The organism is Kitasatospora sp. NPDC097691 (assembly GCF_040302665.1).
Classification (GTDB): Bacteria; Actinomycetota; Actinomycetes; order Streptomycetales; family Streptomycetaceae; genus Kitasatospora.
This window is the reverse complement of sequence record NZ_JBEORY010000009.1, coordinates 182106-203094: the sequence shown is the minus strand read 5'-3', so window position 1 is coordinate 203094 and position 20989 is coordinate 182106. Positions and strand designations below refer to the sequence as shown.

Below are 20989 nucleotides of genomic sequence, written 5' to 3'. Positions count from 1 at the left end.
GACAAGCAGCTCACCCAGCTGCGCCGCGACCACATCGGCTTCATCTTCCAGGCCTTCAACCTCCTGCCCACACTGACCGCCCTGGAGAACATCACGCTGCCGATGGACATCGCCGGCCGCAAGGCCGACAAGGCCTGGCTCGACCGCGTCGTCGACACCGTCGGCCTCTCCGGCCGCCTCAGCCACCGCCCCTCCCAGCTCTCCGGCGGCCAGCAGCAACGCGTCGCCTGCGCCCGCGCCCTCGCCGGCAAGCCCGACATCATCTTCGCCGACGAGCCCACCGGCAACCTCGACTCCCGCTCCGGCGCCGAGATCCTCTCCTTCCTGCGCAACTCCGTGCGCGAACTCGGCCAGACCGTCGTCATGGTCACCCACGACCCCGTCGCCGCCGCCTACGCCGACCGCGTCGTCTTCCTCGCCGACGGCCGCATCGTCGACGAACTCCACGCACCCACCGCCGACACCGTCCTGGACCGCATGCGCCGCTTCGACGCCAAGGGCCGCACCAGCTAGAGCCACACCCAGCCAGGGCCCGACAGCCCGAGGTCCCGAAGCCCGAGGCCCCGAAGCCACCCGTCCCCACGAGCACCCCAGGACTGACAACCCCTCATGTTCCGCACCGCATTGCGCAATGTGCTGGCCCACAAGGGCCGACTGCTGATGACGACGCTGGCCGTCATGCTCGGCACCGCGTTCGTCGCCGGCACGCTGGTCTTCTCCGACACCCTCGGCAACGCGCTCAGGACCCAGAACTCCAAGAGCTACACCGACATCGCCGTCACGGTCAGCGACCACGAGGCCGGCCTCCGCGCCTACGACCACGGCACCCGGGCCACCACCGGCCCGACCCTCACCGAGGAGTCCCGCACCAAGGTCGCCGCGCTGCCCGGCGTCGCCGACGCGCGCGGTGTGGTGAGCGGCTTCGCCGGCATCGCCGACAAGAAGGGCGCGCTGATCGGCAACGGCTTCTCCACCACCGGCACCAACTACGTGCCGGGCACCGACGGAACCGACCCGCGCTACCCGCTGGTCGAGGGCCGCGGCCCGAAGAACGCCACCGAGATCGCCCTCGACGCCAAGACCGCCGACAAGGGCGGCTACAAGGTCGGCGACACCGTCCGGGTCGCCGTCAACGGCCCGGTGATGGAGCTCAAGCTCACCGGCACCCTGCGCACCAACGACCCGCGGGTGACGGCCGGCGGCTCGCTCGCCGCCTTCGACACCGCCACCGCCCAGCAGCTCTACCTGAGCCCGGGCCGCTTCGGCGAACTGGACGTCAAGGCCAAGCCGGGCACCGACGACAACGCGCTGCTGGACGCCGTCAAGCAGGCCGTCCCGCAGGGCGACAACATCGAGGCCAGGACCGGCCGTGAGCTCGCCGCCGAGCAGGACCGGATGATCAAGCAGGGCACCAAGTTCCTGAGCACCTTCCTGATGGCCTTCGCGGGCATCGCCCTGTTCGTCGGCATCTTCATCATCGCCAACACCTTCACCATGCTGGTCGCCCAGCGCACCAAGGAACTGGCCCTGCTGCGCGCCGTCGGCGCGACCCGCCGCCAGATCACCCGCTCGGTGCTGATCGAGGCGTTCCTGGTCGGCCTCACGGCGTCGGTGGCCGGTCTGCTGGCCGGCATCGGCATCGCCGTCGGACTCAAGTCGTTCCTCAACGGCCCGATGGACGCCAACCTTCCGGACGGCCCGCTGATCATCGCCCCGAGCACGGTGGTCGCCGCGATCGCGGTCGGCGTGCTGGTGACGGTCCTGGCCGCCTGGCTGCCCGCCCGCCGTGCCTCCCGGATCGCCCCCGTGGCGGCGATGAGCTCGGCCGAGCAGCCCGCCACCCAGAAGAGCCTGGTGATCCGCAACACCATCGGCCTGCTCTTCGCCCTGGCCGGCGCGGGTGCGCTGGCGGCGGGCGTGTCCGGCAAGGAGGTCAAGCTGGTCGGCCTGGGCGCGGGCGCGCTGCTGATCGGCGTGTTCGTCCTCACCCCGCTGCTGTCCCGGCCGCTGATCGCGCTCTTCGCCCCGCTGCTGCGCGCCGTCTACGGCACTGCGGGCAAGCTGGCCCAGGAGAACGCCATCCGCAACCCGCGCCGCACCGCCGCCACGGCCTCGGCGCTCACCATCGGCGTCACCCTGATCACCTCGCTGACCGTGATCGGCGCCTCGGTGAACAAGGCCGTGGACGACGCGGCCGCGAACGACCTCAAGGCCGACTACGCGGTCACCATGGAGAACTTCTCCATGCTCTCCCCCGAGGTCTCCACGCAGATCGCCAAGGCGCCCGGCGTCACCGCGACGAGTGCCGTGCGCACCGTCCCGGTGGAGACCGGCGCGGACGGCTCGGACAACGACTGGCTGACGGCGGTCGACGCCACCACCATCGACCGGCTGGTCACCGTCAAGGTCAAGGAGGGCTCCGCGGACGCCCTCAAGCAGGGCAAGCTGATGGTGAGTGCGGGCAGCTCCGGGCAGAGCCGCTTCCGGGTCGGCGAGACCCTCGCCGTCACCTACCCGGACGGCAGCAAGGGCGCACTGACCGTCGGCGCCGTCATCGAGCCCAACTCGGTGCTGGCCGGAATCGTCGCCCCCGACGCCGTCGTCGGCGCGCACGCCCTCCCCGGCTCCGGGCTGGACAAGGTCCTGGTCAAGGGTGCGAACGGCCCGACCGGGGAGCTGAAGCAGGCGGTGCGCGACGCCACCGGCGGCAACCCGCTGATCGCCGTCAAGGGCGAGAAGGACATCAAGGCGGAGAACCGCCAGCTGCTCAACGGGATCCTGAACATGATGTACGGGCTGCTCGGCATGTCCGTGGTCATCGCGGTGCTCGGTGTCGTCAACACCATGGCGATGTCGGTGTTCGAGCGCCGCCGGGAGATCGGCATGCTGCGGGCGATCGGCCTGGACCGGCTCGGCATCCGGCGCATGGTCCGCCTGGAGTCCTTGCTGATCGCGCTGTTCGGCGGGCTGGTCGGGATCGGCCTCGGCATCCTGGTCGCGTGGGCCGGTGTCCGTACGCTGGCGGACGACCTCAAGGGCATCACCACCGTGGTGCCGCCGGTCCAGGTCGCCGGCTTCCTGCTCGCGGCCGCCGTGATCGGCCTGCTGGCCGCCCTCTGGCCCGCGTTCAAGGCGTCGAGGATGGACATCCTGGGCGCCATCAAGAGCGAGTAGCCCGGAACGCACGCCAGGAGCCCCTGGGGCGGTCCGTTCGGACCGCCCCAGGGGCTCCGTCGTGTCATGCCAGGGGGCTCCGTCGTGTCAGGGCCCGGGGCTCCGTCGTGTCACGGCCCGGCGAACACCACGCCCTGGTTCGAGGGCTGCAGGCTGCCGGTGGTCAGGCCCTGGGCGGAGACGGGCAGTTGGACGACCGGCTTGCCGTCGAGGCCGAGCACCTCGGCGGTCAGCTGCTTGGTCTCGTCCGGCGGGGTGAGCTGCAGGCCGGTGATCACGTGGCAGGTCGGGTCGGCCTTGTCGCAGGAGCTCCACTTGAGGCCGGCGAAGGCGGTCGTCTTCGGCTTCAGGGTGATCGCTGTCGGCGGCCCGGGGTGCGGCTCCCGCTTGACGGCCAGGGTGTCCGCGCTGTTGTCGGGCCGCAGCCCGCCGTAGCCCGGGTAACCGAACAGGGTGCAGCTCCGGCCGCCCTTGTTGGTGACCATCACCATGGCCGAACCGGCCTCCTGCAGTTGGACGGTGGCCGTGAGTTCGTCGGCCGTGCACCGCGCGCCGGCCGACTGCGTCACCATCGGCCCGGTCGGCGTCGCCCCGGGGACGGTCACCTTGCCGGCGCTCGTCGGCTGCCCGGACGCCGCCGCGGTGACGGTCACCGTCGGCGCCGGCTGCGCACCCGCCCCGGCGTCGTCGTTGCACGCGGTCAACAGCACGGCGGCGGCGAGCGCCGTCGCCCCGGCGGCGGCGATCCTGGCAGGCCTGCGAACGGTCATGGTCCCCCCACGGGTGAACGGTCGGTGTTTCCACCCCCGAGTACGCCGCCCACGACCGGACCGGTTCCGGCTGTGACGCACCCATGACGAAACCGCCCCGCCCGGCGGGAGCCGGGCGGGGCGGTGGTGGGGTCGGACTGTCGGGTCGGGCTGCCGGGTCAGGCGGCCGGCTCGGCCGTGACGGGCCGGGCGGGCTTGCTCTTGTCGCCGCCGAGGACGTTGAAGAAGACGGCCAGGGTCGGGGCGAGGTAGAGCAGCCAGACGACCAGCTGCAGCACCGTCGGGTCGGGCTGGAAGTTGAACACGCCCTTCAGCAGGGTGCCGTACCAGCTGTCCTTCGGGATGGTGCTGGAGATGTCGAAGGCCAGGCTGTGCAGGCCGGGCAGCCAGCCGGCCTCCTGGAGGTCGTGCACGCCGTACGCGAGGACGCCGGCCGCGACGACGACCAGCATGGCGCCGGTCCAGGTGAAGAACTTGGCCAGGTTGATCTTCAGCGCGCCGCGGTAGAAGAGCCAGCCGAGCACCACCGAGGTGAGCAGGCCGAGGGCGGCGCCGATCAGCGGGTTCCAGCCGTCGCCGGTGGCCTGCACGGCCGACCAGATGAACAGCGCGGTCTCCAGGCCCTCGCGGCCGACGGCCAGGAAGGAGGTGACCACCAGGGCCGTGGTGCCCATCGCGAGCGCCGCGTCCAGCTTGCCGTGCAGCTCGGTCTTCAGGTGTCGGGCGGTGCGCCGCATCCAGAACACCATCCACGTCACCAGGCCGACCGAGATGACCGACAGCGAGCCGCCGAGCGCCTCCTGGGCCTCGAAGGTGAGCTGCGAGGAGCCGAACTGCAGCACCGCGCCGAACGCCATCGAGAGCACCACGGCGGCGCAGACGCCGAGCCAGACCGGCGGCAGCTTGTCCTTGCGCTCGGTCTTGACCAGGTAGGCGATCAGGATGCAGACGACCAGGCTGGCTTCGAGGCCTTCGCGCAGGCCGATCAGGTAGTTGCCGAACACGCGGGCTCCTGGGGGGTGAAGAGGTGGTACGTACGGGGGTGGCGGCGGGTCAGCCGAACAGGGCTTGGCCCCACCACTCCCCCGGCTTGCGCACGCCCGCCGGGCAGGCGAAGTGGGCGGATCCGACGTGCTGGATGTACTCGTTGAGCTTGTCGCTCGACGCCAGGCGGGTCTGCAGCGGCACGAAGGCCTTGCGGGTGTCGCGCTGGTAGGCGAGGAAGAACAGGCCGGCGTCCAGGCGGCCGAGGCCGTCGGTTCCGTCGGTGAAGGAGAAGCCGCGGCGCAGGATCATCAGGCCGTTGTTGGCGTCCGGGTGGGCGAGCGCGACGTGCGAGTCCGCGGGCATCGCCTTGAGGTCGGGCGCGTCGTGCTCCTTGGCCTTGCCGTACGGGGCGCCCTCGCCCTTGGTGCGGCCGAACACGTCCTCCTGCTCCTTGAGCGAGGTGCGGTCCCAGGTCTCGATGTGCATCCGGATCCGCCGGGCGACCAGGTAGGAGCCGCCGGTCATCCACTCGGGGCCGTCGCCGGGGGCGGCCCAGACGTGGTCGGTGAGCTTCCCGGTGTCGGTGCCCGCGATGTTGTGGGTGCCGTCCTTGAAGCCCATCAGGTTGCGCGGGGTCTGCGCGTCCGGGGTGGTGGACGAGGTCTTGCCGAAGCCGAGCTGGGACCAGCGGATGCCGACGGTGCCCATGCCGATGCGGGCCAGGTTGCGGATCGCGTGCACGGCGACCTGCGGGTCGTCGGCGCAGGCCTGGACGCAGATGTCGCCGCCGCTGCGCAGCGGGTCCAGCTTGTCGCCCTTGAAGCCCGGCAGGTCGATCAGGGCCTCGGGGCGCTTGGCCTGCAGGCCGAAGCGGTCCACGCCATCCTTCTCGAACAGGCTCGGGCCGAAGCCGATGGTGAGGGTGAGCCGGGAGGCGGGCAGGCCGAGGGCCTCGCCGGTGTCGTCCGGCGGCGCCTCGGGCAGGCCGGTGGCGGCGCCGGTGCCGACCTCGCGGCCGCCGGTCATCGCGGCGGCCGCCTTGGTCCACTCCTTGAGCATCTTGACCAGCGACTCGCGGGTGGCCTTCTCGGAGACGTCGAAGGCGGCGAAGTGCAGGCGGTCCTGGACCGGGGTGGCGATGCCGGCCTGGTGGTCGCCGTAGAACGGCACCTCGGCGCCGGCCGGGGCGGCGGCGGCCGCGGGGGCGGCGTCGTCCTGCTTGGTGGCGGCGGCGACCGAGCCGACGGCGGCGGCACCGAGCGCGACGCCCGCGCCGGCCCAGCCGATGACGGCGCGCCGGCTGACCGCGCCCTTGGTCGCGGTGGCGTCGGTGGCGGTGGCGTCGGCGGTGGCCGGCGTTCCGTTCTGCTGCTCGTTCTCGGCGTCCATCGGCGGGCGGGCCCTTCTCGGTACTGAACTGCTCGGGGTGTTCGACTGCGGTGGTGCTGTACGGCTGTGCGCCGACTCACCGATGCCGTGGCGGCCGGTGCGGGCCGCCACGGCGTCGTGGAGTGGGTGGTGCTGCCGGTGGTGCGGGTCGGGTTACTTGGCGACCACGGCGGCGGCCAGCTTCGACAGCGGCTCGCCCAGCGAGTTGACCGCGTCGGAGAAGGCCTTGCGCTCGGCCTCGGTGACCTTGTCGTAGGAGGTGAAGGTGCCGTCGGCCTGCTTGTACTTGGCGAGCAGGGCGTTGATGGAGGCGAACTCGGAGTCCAGCGTCTTGGCCAGGTCCGCGTCCTTCTCGGAGGCGACCGGCTTCAGCAGCTCGTAGGCCTTCTGCGCACCCTCGACGTTGGCCTGGAAGTCGGCCAGGTCGGTGTGGCTGTAGCGGTCCTCCTCGCCGGTGATCTTGTTGGTGGCGACCTCGTCCAGCAGCTCCTTGGCGCCGTTGGCCATGCTGGTCGCGGTGATCTCGGCGGACGGGATCTTCGCCTGCCAGTCCTTGAGGTCGGCCACCAGCTGGTCGGCGAGCTTCTTCTCGTCGTCGCCGATCCTGGCGTCGGCCCAGAGCGACTTCTCCAGCTTGTGCCAGCCGGTCCACTGCTGGCCGGCCTCGACCTTGTCCTCGCGGGTGTCGGTCTTGGGGTCGACGTCGCCGAAGCTCTCGGCGACCGGCTCGGTGCGCTCCCAGCCGGTGCGCGAGGCCGCGTACAGCGACTTGGCCTTCTCCAGGTCGCCGGCCTTGATCGCGTCGGCGAAGGCCTGGACGGCCGGGATGGTGGCGTCGGCCTGCTCCTGGGCGTACGTGCGGTAGGAGGCGACGGCGGCGGCCAGGCGCGGGTCGGCGGGCGCGGCGCTGCCGCCCTCGCCGGTCACGGTGATCTTCTGGCGGATGCCGTCGCCGACCATGCCGGGCTTGCAGGCGATCTCGTACGAGCCGGCCTTGATCTCGGCGTTGATGCTGGCCTTGGTGCCGGGGCCGATGTTCTCGCGCTCGGTGATGATCTTGTCACCGTCGCCGTAGACGTAGACCTCGGTGGTCTTGGAGCCCTTGTTGCTGATCTCCAGCACGACGTGGCCGGCCGGGAAGGTGGTCTTGGAGACCTCGCACGCGCTGTCGCCGGCGTTCACCTTGACGGCGTCGGAGGAGCCCGCCTTGTCGTCCTTCTTGGACGAGCAGCCGGCCAGGGTAGCGGTCGCCACGGCGAGGGTGAGCAGCACTGCTGCGGTGGAACGGCGACGGGCGGACATGGGTGCTCCAACGGAAAAGGGCATGGGTGTGCCACGGCAGTGCGGGGGTCGGCGGGGGCGGGCCCCGTCGTTAGCTAAGGCATACCTTACGTATGGATGTCCCAGCGTCTACACCCACCCCCTGAACCGTTACCTTCCCGGTGTGCGACGGGCCGCCGCCCGGGCGCTCCAGCGGCCCTCGTGACGGCCGATCCGGATCGGGTGACCGAAGGTCTCGCTGATCAGTTCGGTGGTCATCACCTCGTCCACCGGCCCGGCCGCCACGCACTCCCCGCCGCGCAGCAGCAGGGCGTGGGTGGTGCTCTCCGGCAGTTCCTCCAGGTGGTGGGTGACCAGCACGCTGGCCAGGTCCGGGTGCTGGTGGCGCAGCAGGTCCAGGCTGTCCAGCAGCAGCTCGCGGGCGGTGAGGTCCAGCCCGGTGGCGGGTTCGTCGAGCAGCAGCAGGCGGGGGCTGGGCATCAGGGCGCGGGCGATCAGGGCCCGGCCGCGCTCGCCCTGGGAGAGGGTGGTCCACGGCGCCTCGGCCATCGCGCTCATGCCGAGCGTCTCGATCAGCCGCTCGGCCCGCTCCAGCACCTCCGGGGCCGGTTTGCGGTGCAGCTCCGGCTCGATGGTGTTGGTGTGACCGGTGAGCACGACCTCCCGGACGGTCAGCGGCGAGCGCAGCGGGTGGCGCGGGTTGACGTGCCCGAGGTGGGCGCGCAGCTCGCGGATGTCGACCCGGCCGAGCCGGCGGCCGAGCACGTCGACCTCGCCGTGGGTGGGGTGGGAGACGGCGCCGAGCAGGGCGAGCAGGGTGGACTTGCCCGCCCCGTTGGGGCCGAGCAGCGCCCAGTGCTCGCCGGGCCGGATCTCCAGGGTGATCCCGCGCAGCAGGTACCGGCCGTCGCGCACGACGTCCACGTCCCGGGTGCGCAGCAGCGGGCCGTCGAAGGGCTGGCTCATGGGGTGGGTCTCCGATCACGGCACCGGACGGGCCCGGCGCGGTCCGTCCGCGTGCAGAGTACAACCGTCGGCCCGGGGCGGGGGGTGGGCGTCCGAAGGGTGGACCCGCCAGAACCCTGTTGCCCGAGGGGAGTTGGGAGGAGGATCGTGCCTCCGAGGGGACGAGGGGGAGGCAGGATGAGCGTGGACACCGAGCGGGCCCTGACCTTGCACGGGCTGGTCGAACGGCAGGCGCGCGAGGCGCCGGCGACGGTGGCCGTGCGCTGCGGCCGGCACGAGCTGACGTACGGGGAGCTGGACGGTCGGGCGCGGCGGCTGGCCGCCGTGCTGGCGGAGCACGGCCTGGCCCCGGGTGGCCGGGCGGCGGTGGCGCTGGGCCGGGGCACCGAGGTGTACGTGGCGCTGCTGGCGGTGCTGAAGGCCGGCGCGGCGTACGTGCCGCTGGAGCCGAGCGCGCCGGACGCGCTGCTGCGGCACGTGCTGGCCGACGCGGCGCCGGACGTGGTGGTGACCGAGGAGGTCCACCGGGTGCGGCTGGCGGACGCGAGCGGAGCGGCGCCGGTCTGCGTCGACACGGCAGCGCCCGCGGTGGCGCCGTTCGAGCCGCCCGAGGTCGCGCCGGAGGACACGGCCTGCGTCTTCTACACCTCCGGTTCCACCGGCCTGCCCGTCGGCGCGCTGGTCGAGCACCGCAACCTGCTGGCGGCGTACGAGGGTTGGCGCGAGGTGTACGGGCTGACCGCCGAGGACCGGGTCCTGCAGACGGCGAGCCTGGAGTTCGACGTCTTCACCGCCGACTGGGTCCGCGCGCTGGGCACCGGCGCCACCCTGGTGGTCACGCCGTTCAACCTCACCCTGGACCGCACCGTCGACCTCGGCGCGCTGCCCGCCCTGGTGGCCGCCGAGCGGATCACCGTCCTGGAGCTGAACGTCCGCACCGCGCGCCGGCTGACGGCCCGGCTGGCGGAGACCGGCGAGGGCCTGCCCGGGGTGCGGCTGCTCACCGTGGGCGCCGAGAAGTGGTACCTGGACGAGCAGTTGCACCTGCAGCGGCTGCTCGGCGAGCACACCCGGGTGCTGAACGTGTACGGCCTGGCGGAGGCCACCGTGGACAGCACCTACTTCGACGTGCGGGGCGCGGCCGCCGCCGACGGCGCCGAGCGGCTCTCGCTGGTGGGCCGCCCCTTCCCCGGGACGCGGGTGTACGTGCTCGGCCCGGACGGCACCCCCGCCGAGCCCGGGTCGGCCGGGGAGATCGCGATCGGCGGCGCCGGCCTGACCCGCGGCTACCTCGACCGGCCGGAGGAGACCGGGCGCCGCTTCGTCCGGGCGGACTTCGACCCGGACGGGCGGGTGCTGCTGACCGGGGACATCGGGCGGCTGCGCCCGGACGGCGTGCTGGAGTTCGTCGGCCGGGCCGCGAACGTGCTCGGGCCGGTCCCGCAGGCCCGCAAGGGGTCGGTGGTCTCCCGGGTGGTCGCGGCGGCCCGGGCCGAGGGCGTGCTGCGCTCGCACCCGGCGGTGCGGGAGGCCGCCGTGGTGGAGGTGGACCTGCAACCGGGGCAGCGCCGGCTGGTCGGCTACGCGGTGGCGGCGCCCGTGGCCGACGGCGTGGACGGCTGGTCGCTCTCGCAGTACCTGGCGGCGGAGCTGCCGGCCGGGGAGGCGCCCGCGGCGGTCGTCCCGGTGTCCGAGCTGCCGCGCACCCGGGCGGGCAAGCTGAACCGCACGGCTCTGCCGCTGCCCGCCCCGCCGGAGCACACCGCCCCGCGCCCGGCGGCGCGTTCGGCGAAGGCCGGGTCCCGCAAGGGTGGTGGCAAGGCCGGCGGCGGCTCCGCCGGCGAAGCGGGCTTCCCGAACGGCTGCGCGGCGGTCCTGTGCGTGTTGCTGTTCGCCGGGGGCGCGTGGGTGACGACCGACATACTCTTCCCTGGCTCGACCGACCTCACCGGTGTCCCCGCCCCCTACAGCAGCTTCTTCCGGCTGCTGTACCTCTGCGAGAACCTGGCCTTCGGCGCCGGGTTCGCCTACTTCTGCGTCGGCTTCGAGGCCGTGCTGCGGCTGGGCAGGCCGCACCGGCTGTCGGCGCTGACCCATGTGGCGATCGCCTGGCTGCTGGTCAACTGGTGGCCGCAGGACAACCTCTACCGGATCACCAGGGCCACCGACTGGCCCCGGGAGACGGCGCTGGTGTTCGCGTTCAACATCCCGCTGATGCTCGCGGCGCTGGTGCTGGTGCGGTTCGTGGTCTGGCGCCCACCGGTCGGGAAGGGGTGACGGCGGGCCGCGGGTGACGAACAGGGGTGACGGCGGTCAGGGTGGTGCCGGCGGGCCGTGTGTGACGGCGCTTCACCTGAGCGCCTCGAACATGCCGGCCAGCCCGTGGTTGGCGGCGGTGACCAGCGCCTCGGCCGCGTCCAGTGCCTCGGCGTCCGGCCCGGCGAGGGCGAGTCCGACGGCGGGCTCCGGCTCGTGGCAGGCCGTCGGGATCAGCGGCAGCAGGGTGACGCCGAGCCGGGCGCAGCGCGGCCGCAGCCGCTGCAGGTGGTCGTGCAGCGCCTCCGGGGCGAGCCGGGCGCCGAGCGGCATGCCGTCCAGGGTGCGCACCAGGTGGCCCGGTCCGCGGACCGCGTCGAGCCGGGCGGCCAGCACGAAGGCGACGGCCGGGCCGGTGAGCCGCAGGTTGATCTCGGTGGGGGCGAGCCGGCGCTCGCGGTCGGTGACGAAGTCGACGTCGTACCAGCCGCGGTAGCCGTCGGCGGCCAGCCGCTCGCCCACGGCCAGGGTGAAGCGGCGGGCGGTCTCGGCGGCGCCCTGCGGCACCGCGCCGGGGCCGACGGTGACGCCCTGGTAGCGGGTGCCGGCCACGTCCATGGCGCCCGCGCCGACGGGGTGGACGGTGCCGTCCTCGCCGACCACGGCGTCGTAGGTGAGGTCGCGCAGCCGGGCGGCCGGGCCCGGGGAGACGTGCTCCTCCAGCAGCAACGCGCCGTCCGGTGGCAGGACTTCGGTGCGGGTCAGGCGCCGCAGCAGGGCTCGGCCGCCGCCCGCGGCGAACAGGTCGGCGGGCTCGACCACGACGGTGCCGTAGCCGCCGACGCCGTAGGGGCTCTTCACGACGGTGGTCAGCCCCCGGGCGGCGCGGGCGGTCAGCCGGCGGGCGGCCCGGCGCCGGCCGCCCGGGCGCTCCTGGCCCGGCAGGCGGATGCCCGGGTGCCCGGGGGCGAGGGCGGCGAACAGGTCGTGCGCGGCGGCCTTGGACTCGTAGCGGCGGACGGCGGCCAGCTCGGGCCCCTCCCCCTGGGCCGGCGTCCGCCCCCACCCCACCACCGGGCGGCCGGAGTCGGCGATCCGCGCGGTCAGCGCGGGGCGGGCGGCGAGCGCTTCGGCCACGGTGCGGTCCGGTGCCACGCCGCTGTGCACCTCGACCGGGCCCCAGGCCAACTCCCGGGCCAGCCAGTCGGTCCACTCCGGGGCGACCTCGGCGGGCAGCACCAGCAGGGCCGGTTCGGGGCTGTAGCCCACGGCGAGGCAGGCGTAGTGGTGCGCCTGCCGCAGCCGGCGCAGGCGCTGCGCCGCGTCCATGCCGGGGGCGAAGAACTGCGCGTTGAAGTCAGCGACGTCGCCCACGTGGACCGCGGCCCGGCCGCCGGTCCAGGCCCCCACCCATCCGTCCATGGACCGAGAGCGTAGGGCCTGTCCGGGCCGGGCGCGCGGGTTTCACAGCGCCGACAGCCCGACGTCGAGTTCGGGGTCGGTGAGCGGGCCGCGCCGCACGTAGTCGATCGTCACGACGGCACTGTAGAGCGCTTGTTAACTTCTGATCATTTTTGACCATCCAAGGACACAACTTGGCAAAGTTATGACCTTTCCTCTAGCTGAATCTGACTGACCGCCGTCAATCTCTGACGCAGCTCCTTTCCCTGCAGCTAACCCCCACTGGAGTCAGAGTGACCCCCACGTCCTCCTTCCGCCGTGCCCGCGTGGCCGGAGCCATCGCGGTCGTCGCCGCCCTCGCCGGCGCGACCGTCCCGGCCGCCACGGCCTCCGCCGCGCCCAACCCGCGCGAGGCCGCGATATCCCAGGCCCGCGCCAACGTCGCCCACAACGCGGCGGTCTTCGGGTTCGGCTCCGGCCAGGACCTCGTGCTCAAGGACGTCGTGCTCGACGCCGACGGCACCTCCCACGTGCGCTTCGACCGCACCTTCCAGGGCCTGCCGGTGGTCGGCGGCGACCTGGTCGTCCACCAGGACGCCAAGGGCAAGTTGAAGGACACCTCGCGCGCGGCCGCCCACGACGCCGCCGTGAAGTCGACCGTGCCCAAGGTGCCCGCCCAGTCCGGCGCCGCCGACGCCCTCTCCGCCGCCCCCGGCGTCCGGGACGCCGTCAGCACCCCCGAGCTGGTCGTCTGGGCCGCCGACGGCACGCCCCGCCTCGCCTGGCGCACCACCGTCGAGGGCAGCGGCGAGCACGGCGAGCCGACCGGCAAGGTCGTCGTCACCGACGCCACCACCGGTGAGCAGATCGAGTCCTACGACGCCGAGCACCAGGCCTCCGGCACCGGCAACTCCGAGTACACCGGCACGATCGGCATCGACACCACCCCGGTCAGCGGGGGCTACACCCTGACCGACCCGGTCCGCGGCCACGTCACCAAGGACGCGCACAACCTCTCGTCCAGCTCGGTCAAGGCCTCCTCGGGCACCGCCTTCACCAGCGCCACCAACGTCTGGGGCGACGGCAAGAAGTTCTCCACCGACCGCTCCACCGCGGCCGTCGACGCCCACGCCAACACCGCCTGGACGTACGACTACTACAAGAACACCTTCGGCCGGAACGGCATCAAGAACGACGGCAAGGGCGCCACCGTCTTCGTCCACGTCGGCACCAACTGGGACAACGCCCAGTGGTCCGACTCCTGCTTCTGCATGATGACCGGCGACGGCGACGGCACCACCGACCCCGAGCAGGTCGACCTCGACACCATGGGCCACGAGATGACCCACGGCGTCACCAGCGCCACCGCCAACCTGCGCTACAGCGGCGAGTCCGGCGGCCTCAACGAGTCCACCAGCGACATCTTCGGCACGATGGTCGAGTGGTACGCCAACAACAAGGTCGACACCCCCGACTACCTGTTCAGCGACCAGTCCACCCCGCCGTGGCTGCGCCGCTTCGACAAGCCCTCGCTGGACGGCCGTTCGGCCGACTGCTGGAGCAGCTCGGTCGGCAAGCTGGACGTGCACAACTCCTCGGGCGTCGGCAACCACTGGTTCTACCTGGCCAGCGAGGGCAGCGGCAGCAAGACCATCAACGGCATCACCTACAACAGCCCCACCTGCAACGGCTCCACGGTGACCGGCATCGGCAACCAGAAGATCGCCAAGATCTGGTACCGCGCACTGACCGTCTACATGACCTCCACCACCAACTACAAGGGCGCCCGTGCCGCCTCGCTGAACGCCGCCAAGGACCTCTACGGCGCGACCAGCACCGAGTACAAGGCCGTCGCCGCGGCCTGGAGCGGCGTCAACGTCAACTGACGCACCGCGCACCGCGTCTAGTGGTCGAACCCGACGTGGCAGTGGTCGTGGTGGGTGTCGTCGGTGAAGAACCGGTTCCCGGCGCCCGCGACCGCCACCGGACCGCCCACGTTGTACGAACCGGCGGCGGCCGCGTCCCGCATGAAGGACTCGATCAGCAGCCGGGGCGTCGCCGGATCCACCACGGCCATGCCGTCGATCCGCCAGACGTCGAAGGCCCGGCCCAGCGGATGGTCGCTGGGCCGGGTCGTCCCGAAGACGAGCAGCGGGTGGCCGGTCCGCACCACGCTCACCGACAGCGTGTACGGGCCGGCCAGCCGCAGCATCGCCTCCAGCGCGCTGTCGTGGACGGTGCCGCTGCGCAGGTCGGCGGCCGCCTCGGGCGGCAGCTCGATCCTCGGCTCGGCCAGCACCCGGGCGACCGCCGGGGGCGGTGCGGCGGCGGCCGGGCCCGCGACGCCCGGGTGCAGCTCGGTGACGGTCCAGCGCGGCTCGGCCCGGCTCAGCCGGACGTCCACGGTGGTGCCGCCCTCGACCACCGAGCCGTCCGCGCCCCGGGTCCACTGCCGGCACACCACCAGCACGCTCGCCGAGTCGGCCAGGATCCCCCCGTACTGGGCGACGATCACCTCCAGGCTCGCCTCCACCGCCGGCGGCGCCAGCGGGCCCGCCTGGTCGGCCAGCGCGGGTGGCAGCCCGAGCGCCGCCACCCGGGCCCGGGCCGCCTCCACGCCCTGCCCGCCGGGCGGCCAGGCGCCCAGCGCGGCGACCAGCTCGACGGCGCGGCGCTTCACGTCGGGCTGGACCTCGGACGGGCCGGGCTGCCACAGCGGCGGCTGCGGCAGCGGGGTGGCGGCGGCCGTGGGCGCCGGCGTGGCGGCGGGTGTCGCCGTACCGGTCGGTGTCCCGGGTGACGGTGTGCCCGACCCCGGGCCCGTCGCCCGCGGCTTGCTCCCGCTCGTGCAGCCCGCCACCGCACCCAGCAGCACCGCCGCGCCCGCCCGCAGCACCCCGCGGCGGCCCGTGCCCCGGCCACCGTCCCCGCCGCCCCCGCCCCCGCTCCCGCCCCCGCCCCCGCCCCCGCCCCCGCCCGTCGTACCGTCAGCCGTGCCATCGGCCGTGCCATCGGCCGTGCCGCCGACCATGCGGTCCGTCATGCCGTCACCCATGCGGTCAGTATGCGAGCCGGGACGCCGCGGACGGCGGAGGCGTCAGCCCAGCCGGCGGATCGGTTCGCCCGCCAGGAAGGCCGCGATGTCCTCCACCGCCTCGCCGTAGTAGCGCCGGTAGTTGTCCTGCGAGACGTACCCCAGGTGCGGGGTGGCCAGCAGCCGGGGCGCGCTGCGCATCGGGTGGTCGGCGGGCAGCGGCTCGGTGTCGAAGACGTCCACGGCGGCGCCCGCGATCGTGCCCCCGGCGAGCGCGTCGAGCAGCGCGTCCTGGTCGACGACGGCCGCCCGGGAGGTGTTGACCAGGTAGGCCCCGGGCTTCATCAGGGCGAGTTCGGCCGCGCCGACGAGCCCCCGGGTGCCCTCGTTCGACGCGAGGTGGACCGAGACGAAGTCGCTGCCGCTCAGCAGTTCCTCCTTGGTCGCCGCCCGGCGCACGCCCGCCTCGGCGGCCCGCTCGTCGGTCAGGTTCCGGCTCCAGGCGACGACGTCCATGCCGAAGGCCAGCCCGACCCTGGCGACCGCGCTGCCGATCCGGCCGAGGCCGAGCACGCCGAGCACCCGCCCGTGCAGGTCGGCGCCGACGGTGCTCTGCCAGGGCCCGCACGCGCGCAGCGCGGTGTTCTCCGCCACGATGCCGCGGGCGAGTCCGAGCAGCAGCGCCCAGGTCAGTTCGACCGGCGGGGTGCCGGAGCTGGCCGTGCCGCAGACCGTCACGCCGTGCGCCTCGGCGGCCGCGAGGTCGATCACCGAGTTCCGCATGCCGGAGGCGACCAGCAGCCTGAGCTTCGGCAGCCGGGCGAACAGCGAGGCCGGGAAGGCCACCCGCTCGCGCAGGGTGACCACGATGTCGAAGTCCGCCAGTGCGTCGGCCAGTTCCTTCTCCGTGCCGAAGTGCATCTTGAAGGCCGTCACCGCGACCCGGTCGGTGACCGGGGACCAGTCGGCGAAGCTGGTGGCGACGCCCTGGAAGTCGTCCAGGACGGCGCAGCGAAGGGTCGCAATCGTCATACCCGCACTCTGGCAGAGCGCTCTGCCCGCCCGGCGCGCCGGGTCCGGCTGCGGCCCCGGCGGTCTGTCGGACCGGCCCGCGGAGGGGGGATTCACCCGGCCGTGGGCGGCCTCACGGAGCGGTAGCCTCACGGACCGGCGGCCTGACCGACGGCACCGGACGGCGGCCGGGCGGCCTTCCAACCGGCCAGCTCCGCCGGGCGGTTGGTGATGATGCCGTCCACCCCGGCGGCCGCGAGGGCCTTCCAGCGGGCGGGCCGGTCGACCGTCCAGACGTTGACGGCGACCCCGGCGGCGTGCAGCTCCCGGAGCACGCCGGGGCGCGCGGAGAGCGCGTCGTCCGAGGGGTGGTAGGCGGCCAGCCCGAGGTCGCGGGCGGTGGCGACCGGGTCGGCGTCCAGGGTGGAGCGGAGCAGGGCGAGCGGCAGCTCGGGGGCCAGTTCGCGGGTGAGGCGCAGCGCGTCCACCTCGAAGCTCTGGACGAGGACCCGGTCGGTCATGCCGTGGTCGTGCACCTCCCGCACGATCCGGGCGACCTCCTCCCGGGTGTGCGGCCCCTTGATCTCCAGCAGCAGCTTGCCGCCGCGGGTGCGCAGGTCCTCCAGCTGGGCGGCCAGCGTGGGCAGTCGGGTGCCCGCGTAGGACGGGGCGAACCAGGAGCCGGCGTCCAGGGCGTCCAGCTGTGCGGCGGTCAGGTCCCGGATGCGGCCGGTGCCGTCGGTGGTGCGGTCCACGGTGTCGTCGTGCAGCACGTACGGGACGCCGTCCTTGCTGGGCTGGACGTCGTCCTCGATCCACTCGGCGCCGGCCCGGCGGGCCACCTCGTCGGACACCAGGGTGTTCTCGGGGGCGGCGGAGGAGGCGCCGCGGTGCGCGTACACGGTCGGCGGCGCGCCGGCCGGGCGCAGCGGGGTGTCGGACGCCGGGGCGGCCGACGGCAGGGGTGCCCCGGTGAGCGCGACGGCGCCGAGGGCGGCCCCGAGCAGCGCGGCCACGGGGCCGGTCCGGCGACGGCGGGGGTGCTGGGGCTGCCGCATGGGTGTCATGCCCCGCACGCTACGGCCGTCGAGGCGGATCCGGACCCCGACATCCGGGGAGTGAGCTGACATTACGGTAGGCGGAGGAACCGATCATCAGCCCTTCGCCAGCGGTGCCAGCAACGCCTCCGCCGACGCCGTCCGCGCGTACAGCACCGACCGCCCGGCCCGGTGGGCGCTGACCAGCCGGGCGTCCCGCAGGGCGGTCAGGTACTGCGACACCGCCGACGGCGAGAGCCCGGTGCGCTGCGCGAGCTCGGTCGTGGACGCCGGGGCCGCCAGCTCCGTCAGCAGGCGGGCGCGGGAGCGGCCGAGGACGGCGGCCAGCGCCTCGGTGCCGGCCGCCGGGGCGGTCTCCCACAGCGTGCCCGTCCCGCGCGCCGGGTAGGCGAGCTGCAGCGGGTCCGGCGCGGTGAGGCGGGTGTAGAGCGCCGGGCCGGTGAAGGCGGACGGGATCAGCAGCAGGCCCGCCCCGGCGGACCGGCCCGGCAGCGGGCGGTTGCGGTGGCGCAGCCGCAGGGTGTCCTCCGTCCACCGGAGTTCGGCGTGCAGGTCGTTCAGCACCCTCGCGGCGCCGTGCTCGGCGGCCTGCCGGGCGCGGTGCAGCACGTCCGCGTCCAGGACGGCGCGGATCCGCGCCCAGTACGGGGCGAGCGCCAGCTCCCAGTACGCCTCGACCGCCTCGGTGAGCCGGGCCAGCCCGCCCGCCGGGTCGCCGTGCAGCGCGCGCAGCCGGGGGCCGAGCCGGCCGCGGTCGTCCCGCAGCCGGTCGAGGTCGCGACGCACCTGCTCGGCCGGGGTGGCCCGGATCACCGCCAGCTCCTGCGCCAGCGTCGGGGCGGGGCCGGCCGGGGCCGGGTTGATGAAGTCCGGCACGTACCCGGCGGGCGGGACCAGCTCGGCGAGCAGCGCGTACGCCGGGCCGAGCGCGGCCAACCGGGGCCGCACCTGCTCCACCCAGGGGCGGTGGACGGCGTGGGCGAGCCCCGAGCCGAGCAGCCGCAGGCTCGGGCCGACCTCCCACATCGGCGACACCGCGAAGCGCATCCGCGCCAGGTCGCCCGCCGTGAACAGCAGCTCGGCCGCCAAGTCCCCACCCCCGTGGATTCAGACATGTTCGAATCGTTGGCGGTCAGGCTAGCGCTCTGGCGATCATGACGGACATGACCACGGAGACCACCCCGCCCCCCGCCACGCCCGCCACGCCCGCCGCTCCCGTGACCGCCGCCGCCTCCGGCACCTGGACCCTCGGCGACCTCGTCGTCCACCGCATCGGCTTCGGCTCGATGCGCCTGCCGCAGACCGGCCCCGCACTCGTCCCGCACGCCGTGCCGCGCGACCGCGAGCAGGCCCTGCGGGTGCTGCGCCGCGCGGTCGAGCTCGGCGTCGACCACATCGACACCGCCGCCTTCTACTTCTCCCCGCTGCGCTCCGCGAACGAGCTGATCAACCGGGCGCTCGCGCCGTACCGGGACGACGTGGTGATCGCCACCAAGGTCGGCTCGGCCCGCAACCTCGACGGCACGTGGGCGGAGCACGCCCGCACCCCCGAGCGGCTGCGCGCCCAGGTCGAGCAGAACCTGCGCCAGCTCGGCCGCGACCACCTCGACCTGGTCAACCTGCGGATCGTCGGCACCGACTCCGTGGCCGAACGCTTCGGCGCGCTGGCCGAGTTGCGGCAGGCCGGGCTGATCCGCCACCTCGGCCTGTCCAACGTCCACCCGCACCAGCTCGCCGAGGCGCAGAGCATCGCGCCCGTGGTCTGCGTGCAGAACCCGTACGGCATCGGCGGCCCGCCCCGGCAGGACGAGGTGCTGCGGCTCTGCGGCGAGCAGGGCGTCGCCTTCGTCCCCTTCTACGCGATCGCCGGTGCCGGGCGGCAGTACGGCGCAGGGGTGGCGGAGCCGACCGCGGTGCGGGCGGTGGCCGAGGCGCGCGGGGTGAGCACCGCGCAGGTGCGGCTGGCCTGGACGCTGCACCGCGGCCCGCACGTCCTGGCCATCCCGGGCACGGGCGATGTGGCGCACCTGGAGGACAACATCGCCGCCGGCGCGCTGCGGCTGTCGGCCGAGGAGCTGGCGCTGCTGGACGAGGCCCACACCGCGGCGGCCGCCACCGGCTGAGAAACCGGCTGAGCACGCCGGCTTCGGGGCCGGAACCGGCCGCGACGCGGCGCTCGTCGTTTCGGGACGACAACGAACAACGACACCGACACCGACACCGACACCGACACCGACAACCGTCGAGGAGTCCCGACGCATGACCGATCTCGCCACCCGCTACCTCTACCTGGCCCGTCACGGCGAAGCCGCGCACACGGACGACAGCGGGCTCACCGACGCCGGACGCCGGCAGGCCGTCCTGCTGGGCCGCCGGCTCGCCGGCCGGCCGATCACGGCGCTGCACCACGGCCCGCTGCCCCGGGCCACCGAGACCGCGCGGCTGGTCGCGGAGCAGCTGGACGGCGTGCCGCCGGCGGTGTGCGAGGAGGCCGGGGACTTCGTTCCGTACCTGCCGGCGCGGTCCGAACTGCCCGAGGACAGTGCCGATTTCCTGCTGGACTTCCTCGCGGGCACCACGGCGGAGGAGGCCGGGAGCGGGGCGGTGCTGGCGCAGCGGGCGGTCGAGCGGTTCACCGGGCCGGTGGCGGGCGGCGAGGACCGGCACGAGCTGGTCGTCACCCACGCCTTCCTGGTCGGCTGGCTGGTCCGGCAGGCCCTGGACGCCCCGGACTGGCGCTGGCTCGGGGTCAACGCCGCCAACGCGGGCCTGACCGTGCTGCGTTACGCACCCGGCCGGCCGCCCGCCGTCCTGCTGCTGAACGATCAGAGCCACCTGCCCGAGGAGCTGCGCTGGACGGGATACCCGCCCGCGGTGCGCTGCTGACCCGTCCCTGACGTCGCGTCAACCCGGCGTCGACAGAATATGCAGACCGGTCTACTATCGCCGCATGGGAGTCAAGGGCGAGGAGACCCGGGCCCGGCTGATCGCCGGCACCAGGGAACTGATCGAGGCGCAGGGCTACTTCGGGACGGGCCTGAACCGGATCGTGGCCGCCACCGGCGCGCCCCGCGGCTCGCTCTACTTCCACTTCCCCGGCGGCAAGGACCAGTTGGTGGCGGCCGCGCTCACCGAGGCCGGCCAGGAGGTCGAGGCGCTGCTCGCCGCACTCGCGGCCGAGGGCGCCGACACCGCCGCCCTCGCGGAACGGCTCGTCGAGGCCTTCGCCGCACGCCTGGCGGAGTCCGACTACACCAGCGGCTGCCCGATCGCGACCGTCGCCCTGGAGACGGCGGGCACCAACGAGCCGCTGCGGACCGTCTGCGCCGAGGTGTACGGGAGTTGGCAGCAGGTGCTCGCCGGTCGACTGGCGGCCGAGGGCTTCGGTCCCGCCGAGGCCGAGACCGCGGCCGGTCAGGTGCTCGCCCTGCTGGAGGGCGCCGTCCTGCTCGCCTCCGTCCGACGCAGCCGCGAACCGCTGGACCACGCCCGGTACGCCGTCCGGCAGCTGCTCGGCAGGCACGGCGAACAGCGCAGGCACGGCGAACAGGGCAGGCGCGGCGGGCACAGCAAGCCCGGCAACCGCGACAGGTAGCCGGAGGCGCGCCGCCGTTCGCGCGGCGCACCTCCGCAGGCCCAAAAAATATGCAGACCGGTCTACT

General features: G+C 73.9%; 17 protein-coding genes. 7 read left to right on the top strand and 10 right to left on the bottom strand.

Features of this window, described 5'->3' with window-relative positions; all coding sequences use genetic code 11:
* Window positions 1-513: ABC transporter ATP-binding protein (locus tag ABTY56_RS09750; protein ID WP_350627923.1), on the top strand; the 513-nt coding region annotated here is incomplete at its 5' end.
* A 96-nt stretch (window positions 514-609) separates the two neighbouring features.
* Window positions 610-3174: an ABC transporter permease gene (locus tag ABTY56_RS09745; RefSeq protein ID WP_350627922.1), complete on the top strand. Its 2565-nt coding sequence runs from the start codon at window positions 610-612 to the stop codon at window positions 3172-3174.
* Between the two features lie 110 nt (window positions 3175-3284).
* On the opposite strand, the gene ABTY56_RS09740 is transcribed toward ABTY56_RS09745, so the two are convergent.
* The 5 genes from ABTY56_RS09740 to ABTY56_RS09720 form a co-directional block, all read right to left on the bottom strand.
* The gene (locus ABTY56_RS09740; protein WP_350627921.1) at window positions 3285-3944 is read right to left on the bottom strand and encodes a DUF4232 domain-containing protein; all 660 of its coding nucleotides are present in this window, start codon (window positions 3942-3944) and stop codon (window positions 3285-3287) included.
* A gap of 158 nt (window positions 3945-4102) precedes the next feature.
* Complete coding sequence (efeU, locus tag ABTY56_RS09735; RefSeq protein ID WP_350627920.1) at window positions 4103-4948, bottom strand: iron uptake transporter permease EfeU; 846 nt, start codon at window positions 4946-4948, stop codon at window positions 4103-4105.
* A gap of 49 nt (window positions 4949-4997) precedes the next feature.
* Window positions 4998-6320: an iron uptake transporter deferrochelatase/peroxidase subunit gene (efeB, locus tag ABTY56_RS09730; protein ID WP_350627918.1), complete on the bottom strand. Its 1323-nt coding sequence runs from the start codon at window positions 6318-6320 to the stop codon at window positions 4998-5000.
* Window positions 6321-6473: 153 nt separating this feature from the next.
* Window positions 6474-7622, bottom strand: a complete 1149-nt coding sequence (efeO, locus tag ABTY56_RS09725) for an iron uptake system protein EfeO (protein WP_350627917.1) — start codon at window positions 7620-7622, stop codon at window positions 6474-6476.
* Window positions 7623-7751: 129 nt separating this feature from the next.
* Window positions 7752-8567, bottom strand: coding sequence for an ABC transporter ATP-binding protein (locus ABTY56_RS09720; protein WP_350627916.1), 816 nt, complete (start codon window positions 8565-8567; stop codon window positions 7752-7754).
* 177 nt (window positions 8568-8744) lie between these two features.
* Between ABTY56_RS09720 and ABTY56_RS09715 the strand changes: the two genes are divergently transcribed.
* Entirely contained in the window at window positions 8745-10844 is a 2100-nt protein-coding gene (locus ABTY56_RS09715; protein WP_350627915.1) for an amino acid adenylation domain-containing protein, read from the top strand.
* Window positions 10845-10916: 72 nt separating this feature from the next.
* On the opposite strand, the gene ABTY56_RS09710 is transcribed toward ABTY56_RS09715, so the two are convergent.
* Entirely contained in the window at window positions 10917-12245 is a 1329-nt protein-coding gene (locus ABTY56_RS09710; RefSeq protein ID WP_350627914.1) for a hypothetical protein, read from the bottom strand.
* Window positions 12246-12517: 272 nt separating this feature from the next.
* On the opposite strand from ABTY56_RS09710, the gene ABTY56_RS09705 reads away from it, so the two are divergent.
* The gene (locus tag ABTY56_RS09705; protein WP_350627913.1) at window positions 12518-14110 is read left to right on the top strand and encodes a M4 family metallopeptidase; all 1593 of its coding nucleotides are present in this window, start codon (window positions 12518-12520) and stop codon (window positions 14108-14110) included.
* A 17-nt stretch (window positions 14111-14127) separates the two neighbouring features.
* Here ABTY56_RS09705 and ABTY56_RS09700 read toward each other — a convergent pair whose 3' ends face one another.
* From ABTY56_RS09700 to ABTY56_RS09685, 4 genes are all read right to left on the bottom strand, one after another.
* Window positions 14128-15279, bottom strand: a complete 1152-nt coding sequence (locus ABTY56_RS09700; protein WP_350627912.1) for a hypothetical protein — start codon at window positions 15277-15279, stop codon at window positions 14128-14130.
* 42 nt (window positions 15280-15321) lie between these two features.
* A complete protein-coding gene (locus ABTY56_RS09695) occupies window positions 15322-16290 on the bottom strand; it encodes a D-2-hydroxyacid dehydrogenase family protein (RefSeq protein ID WP_350627910.1) in 969 nt (322 codons plus the stop codon).
* A gap of 128 nt (window positions 16291-16418) precedes the next feature.
* A complete protein-coding gene (locus tag ABTY56_RS09690; protein ID WP_350627909.1) occupies window positions 16419-17336 on the bottom strand; it encodes a glycerophosphodiester phosphodiesterase in 918 nt (305 codons plus the stop codon).
* A gap of 87 nt (window positions 17337-17423) precedes the next feature.
* Window positions 17424-18416, bottom strand: a complete 993-nt coding sequence (locus tag ABTY56_RS09685) for an ArsR/SmtB family transcription factor (protein ID WP_350627908.1) — start codon at window positions 18414-18416, stop codon at window positions 17424-17426.
* 74 nt (window positions 18417-18490) lie between these two features.
* Here ABTY56_RS09685 and ABTY56_RS09680 point away from each other — a divergent pair, with 74 nt between their 5' ends.
* The 3 genes from ABTY56_RS09680 to ABTY56_RS09670 all read left to right on the top strand — a co-directional run bounded on the left by ABTY56_RS09680 (window position 18491) and on the right by ABTY56_RS09670 (window position 20922).
* Window positions 18491-19450 carry an aldo/keto reductase gene (locus ABTY56_RS09680; protein WP_350627907.1) on the top strand — a complete coding sequence of 320 codons (960 nt, stop codon included), beginning with the start codon at window positions 18491-18493 and terminating at the stop codon, window positions 19448-19450.
* A 136-nt stretch (window positions 19451-19586) separates the two neighbouring features.
* Window positions 19587-20213, top strand: coding sequence for a histidine phosphatase family protein (locus tag ABTY56_RS09675; RefSeq protein WP_350627906.1), 627 nt, complete (start codon window positions 19587-19589; stop codon window positions 20211-20213).
* Between the two features lie 64 nt (window positions 20214-20277).
* Window positions 20278-20922, top strand: a complete 645-nt coding sequence (locus tag ABTY56_RS09670; RefSeq protein ID WP_350627905.1) for a TetR/AcrR family transcriptional regulator — start codon at window positions 20278-20280, stop codon at window positions 20920-20922.
* The last annotated feature ends 67 nt before the right edge of the window (window positions 20923-20989 follow it).

Bases quoted from the DNA above. Each gene is read 5' to 3' on its own strand.
- ABTY56_RS09745 (WP_350627922.1), top strand. From the start codon at position 610: ATGTTCCGCACCGCATTGCGCAATGTGCTGGCCCACAAGGGCCGACTG.
- ABTY56_RS09740 (WP_350627921.1), bottom strand. From the start codon at position 3,944: ATGACCGTTCGCAGGCCTGCCAGGATCGCCGCCGCCGGGGCGACGGCG.
- efeB (WP_350627918.1), bottom strand. From the start codon at position 6,320: ATGGACGCCGAGAACGAGCAGCAGAACGGAACGCCGGCCACCGCCGAC.
- efeO (WP_350627917.1), bottom strand. From the start codon at position 7,622: ATGTCCGCCCGTCGCCGTTCCACCGCAGCAGTGCTGCTCACCCTCGCC.
- ABTY56_RS09720 (WP_350627916.1), bottom strand. From the start codon at position 8,567: ATGAGCCAGCCCTTCGACGGCCCGCTGCTGCGCACCCGGGACGTGGAC.
- ABTY56_RS09715 (WP_350627915.1), top strand. From the start codon at position 8,745: ATGAGCGTGGACACCGAGCGGGCCCTGACCTTGCACGGGCTGGTCGAA.
- ABTY56_RS09710 (WP_350627914.1), bottom strand. From the start codon at position 12,245: ATGGACGGATGGGTGGGGGCCTGGACCGGCGGCCGGGCCGCGGTCCAC.
- ABTY56_RS09700 (WP_350627912.1), bottom strand. From the start codon at position 15,279: ATGGGTGACGGCATGACGGACCGCATGGTCGGCGGCACGGCCGATGGC.
- ABTY56_RS09695 (WP_350627910.1), bottom strand. From the start codon at position 16,290: ATGACGATTGCGACCCTTCGCTGCGCCGTCCTGGACGACTTCCAGGGC.
- ABTY56_RS09690 (WP_350627909.1), bottom strand. From the start codon at position 17,336: ATGACACCCATGCGGCAGCCCCAGCACCCCCGCCGTCGCCGGACCGGC.
- ABTY56_RS09680 (WP_350627907.1), top strand. From the start codon at position 18,491: ATGACCACGGAGACCACCCCGCCCCCCGCCACGCCCGCCACGCCCGCC.
- ABTY56_RS09675 (WP_350627906.1), top strand. From the start codon at position 19,587: ATGACCGATCTCGCCACCCGCTACCTCTACCTGGCCCGTCACGGCGAA.
- ABTY56_RS09670 (WP_350627905.1), top strand. From the start codon at position 20,278: ATGGGAGTCAAGGGCGAGGAGACCCGGGCCCGGCTGATCGCCGGCACC.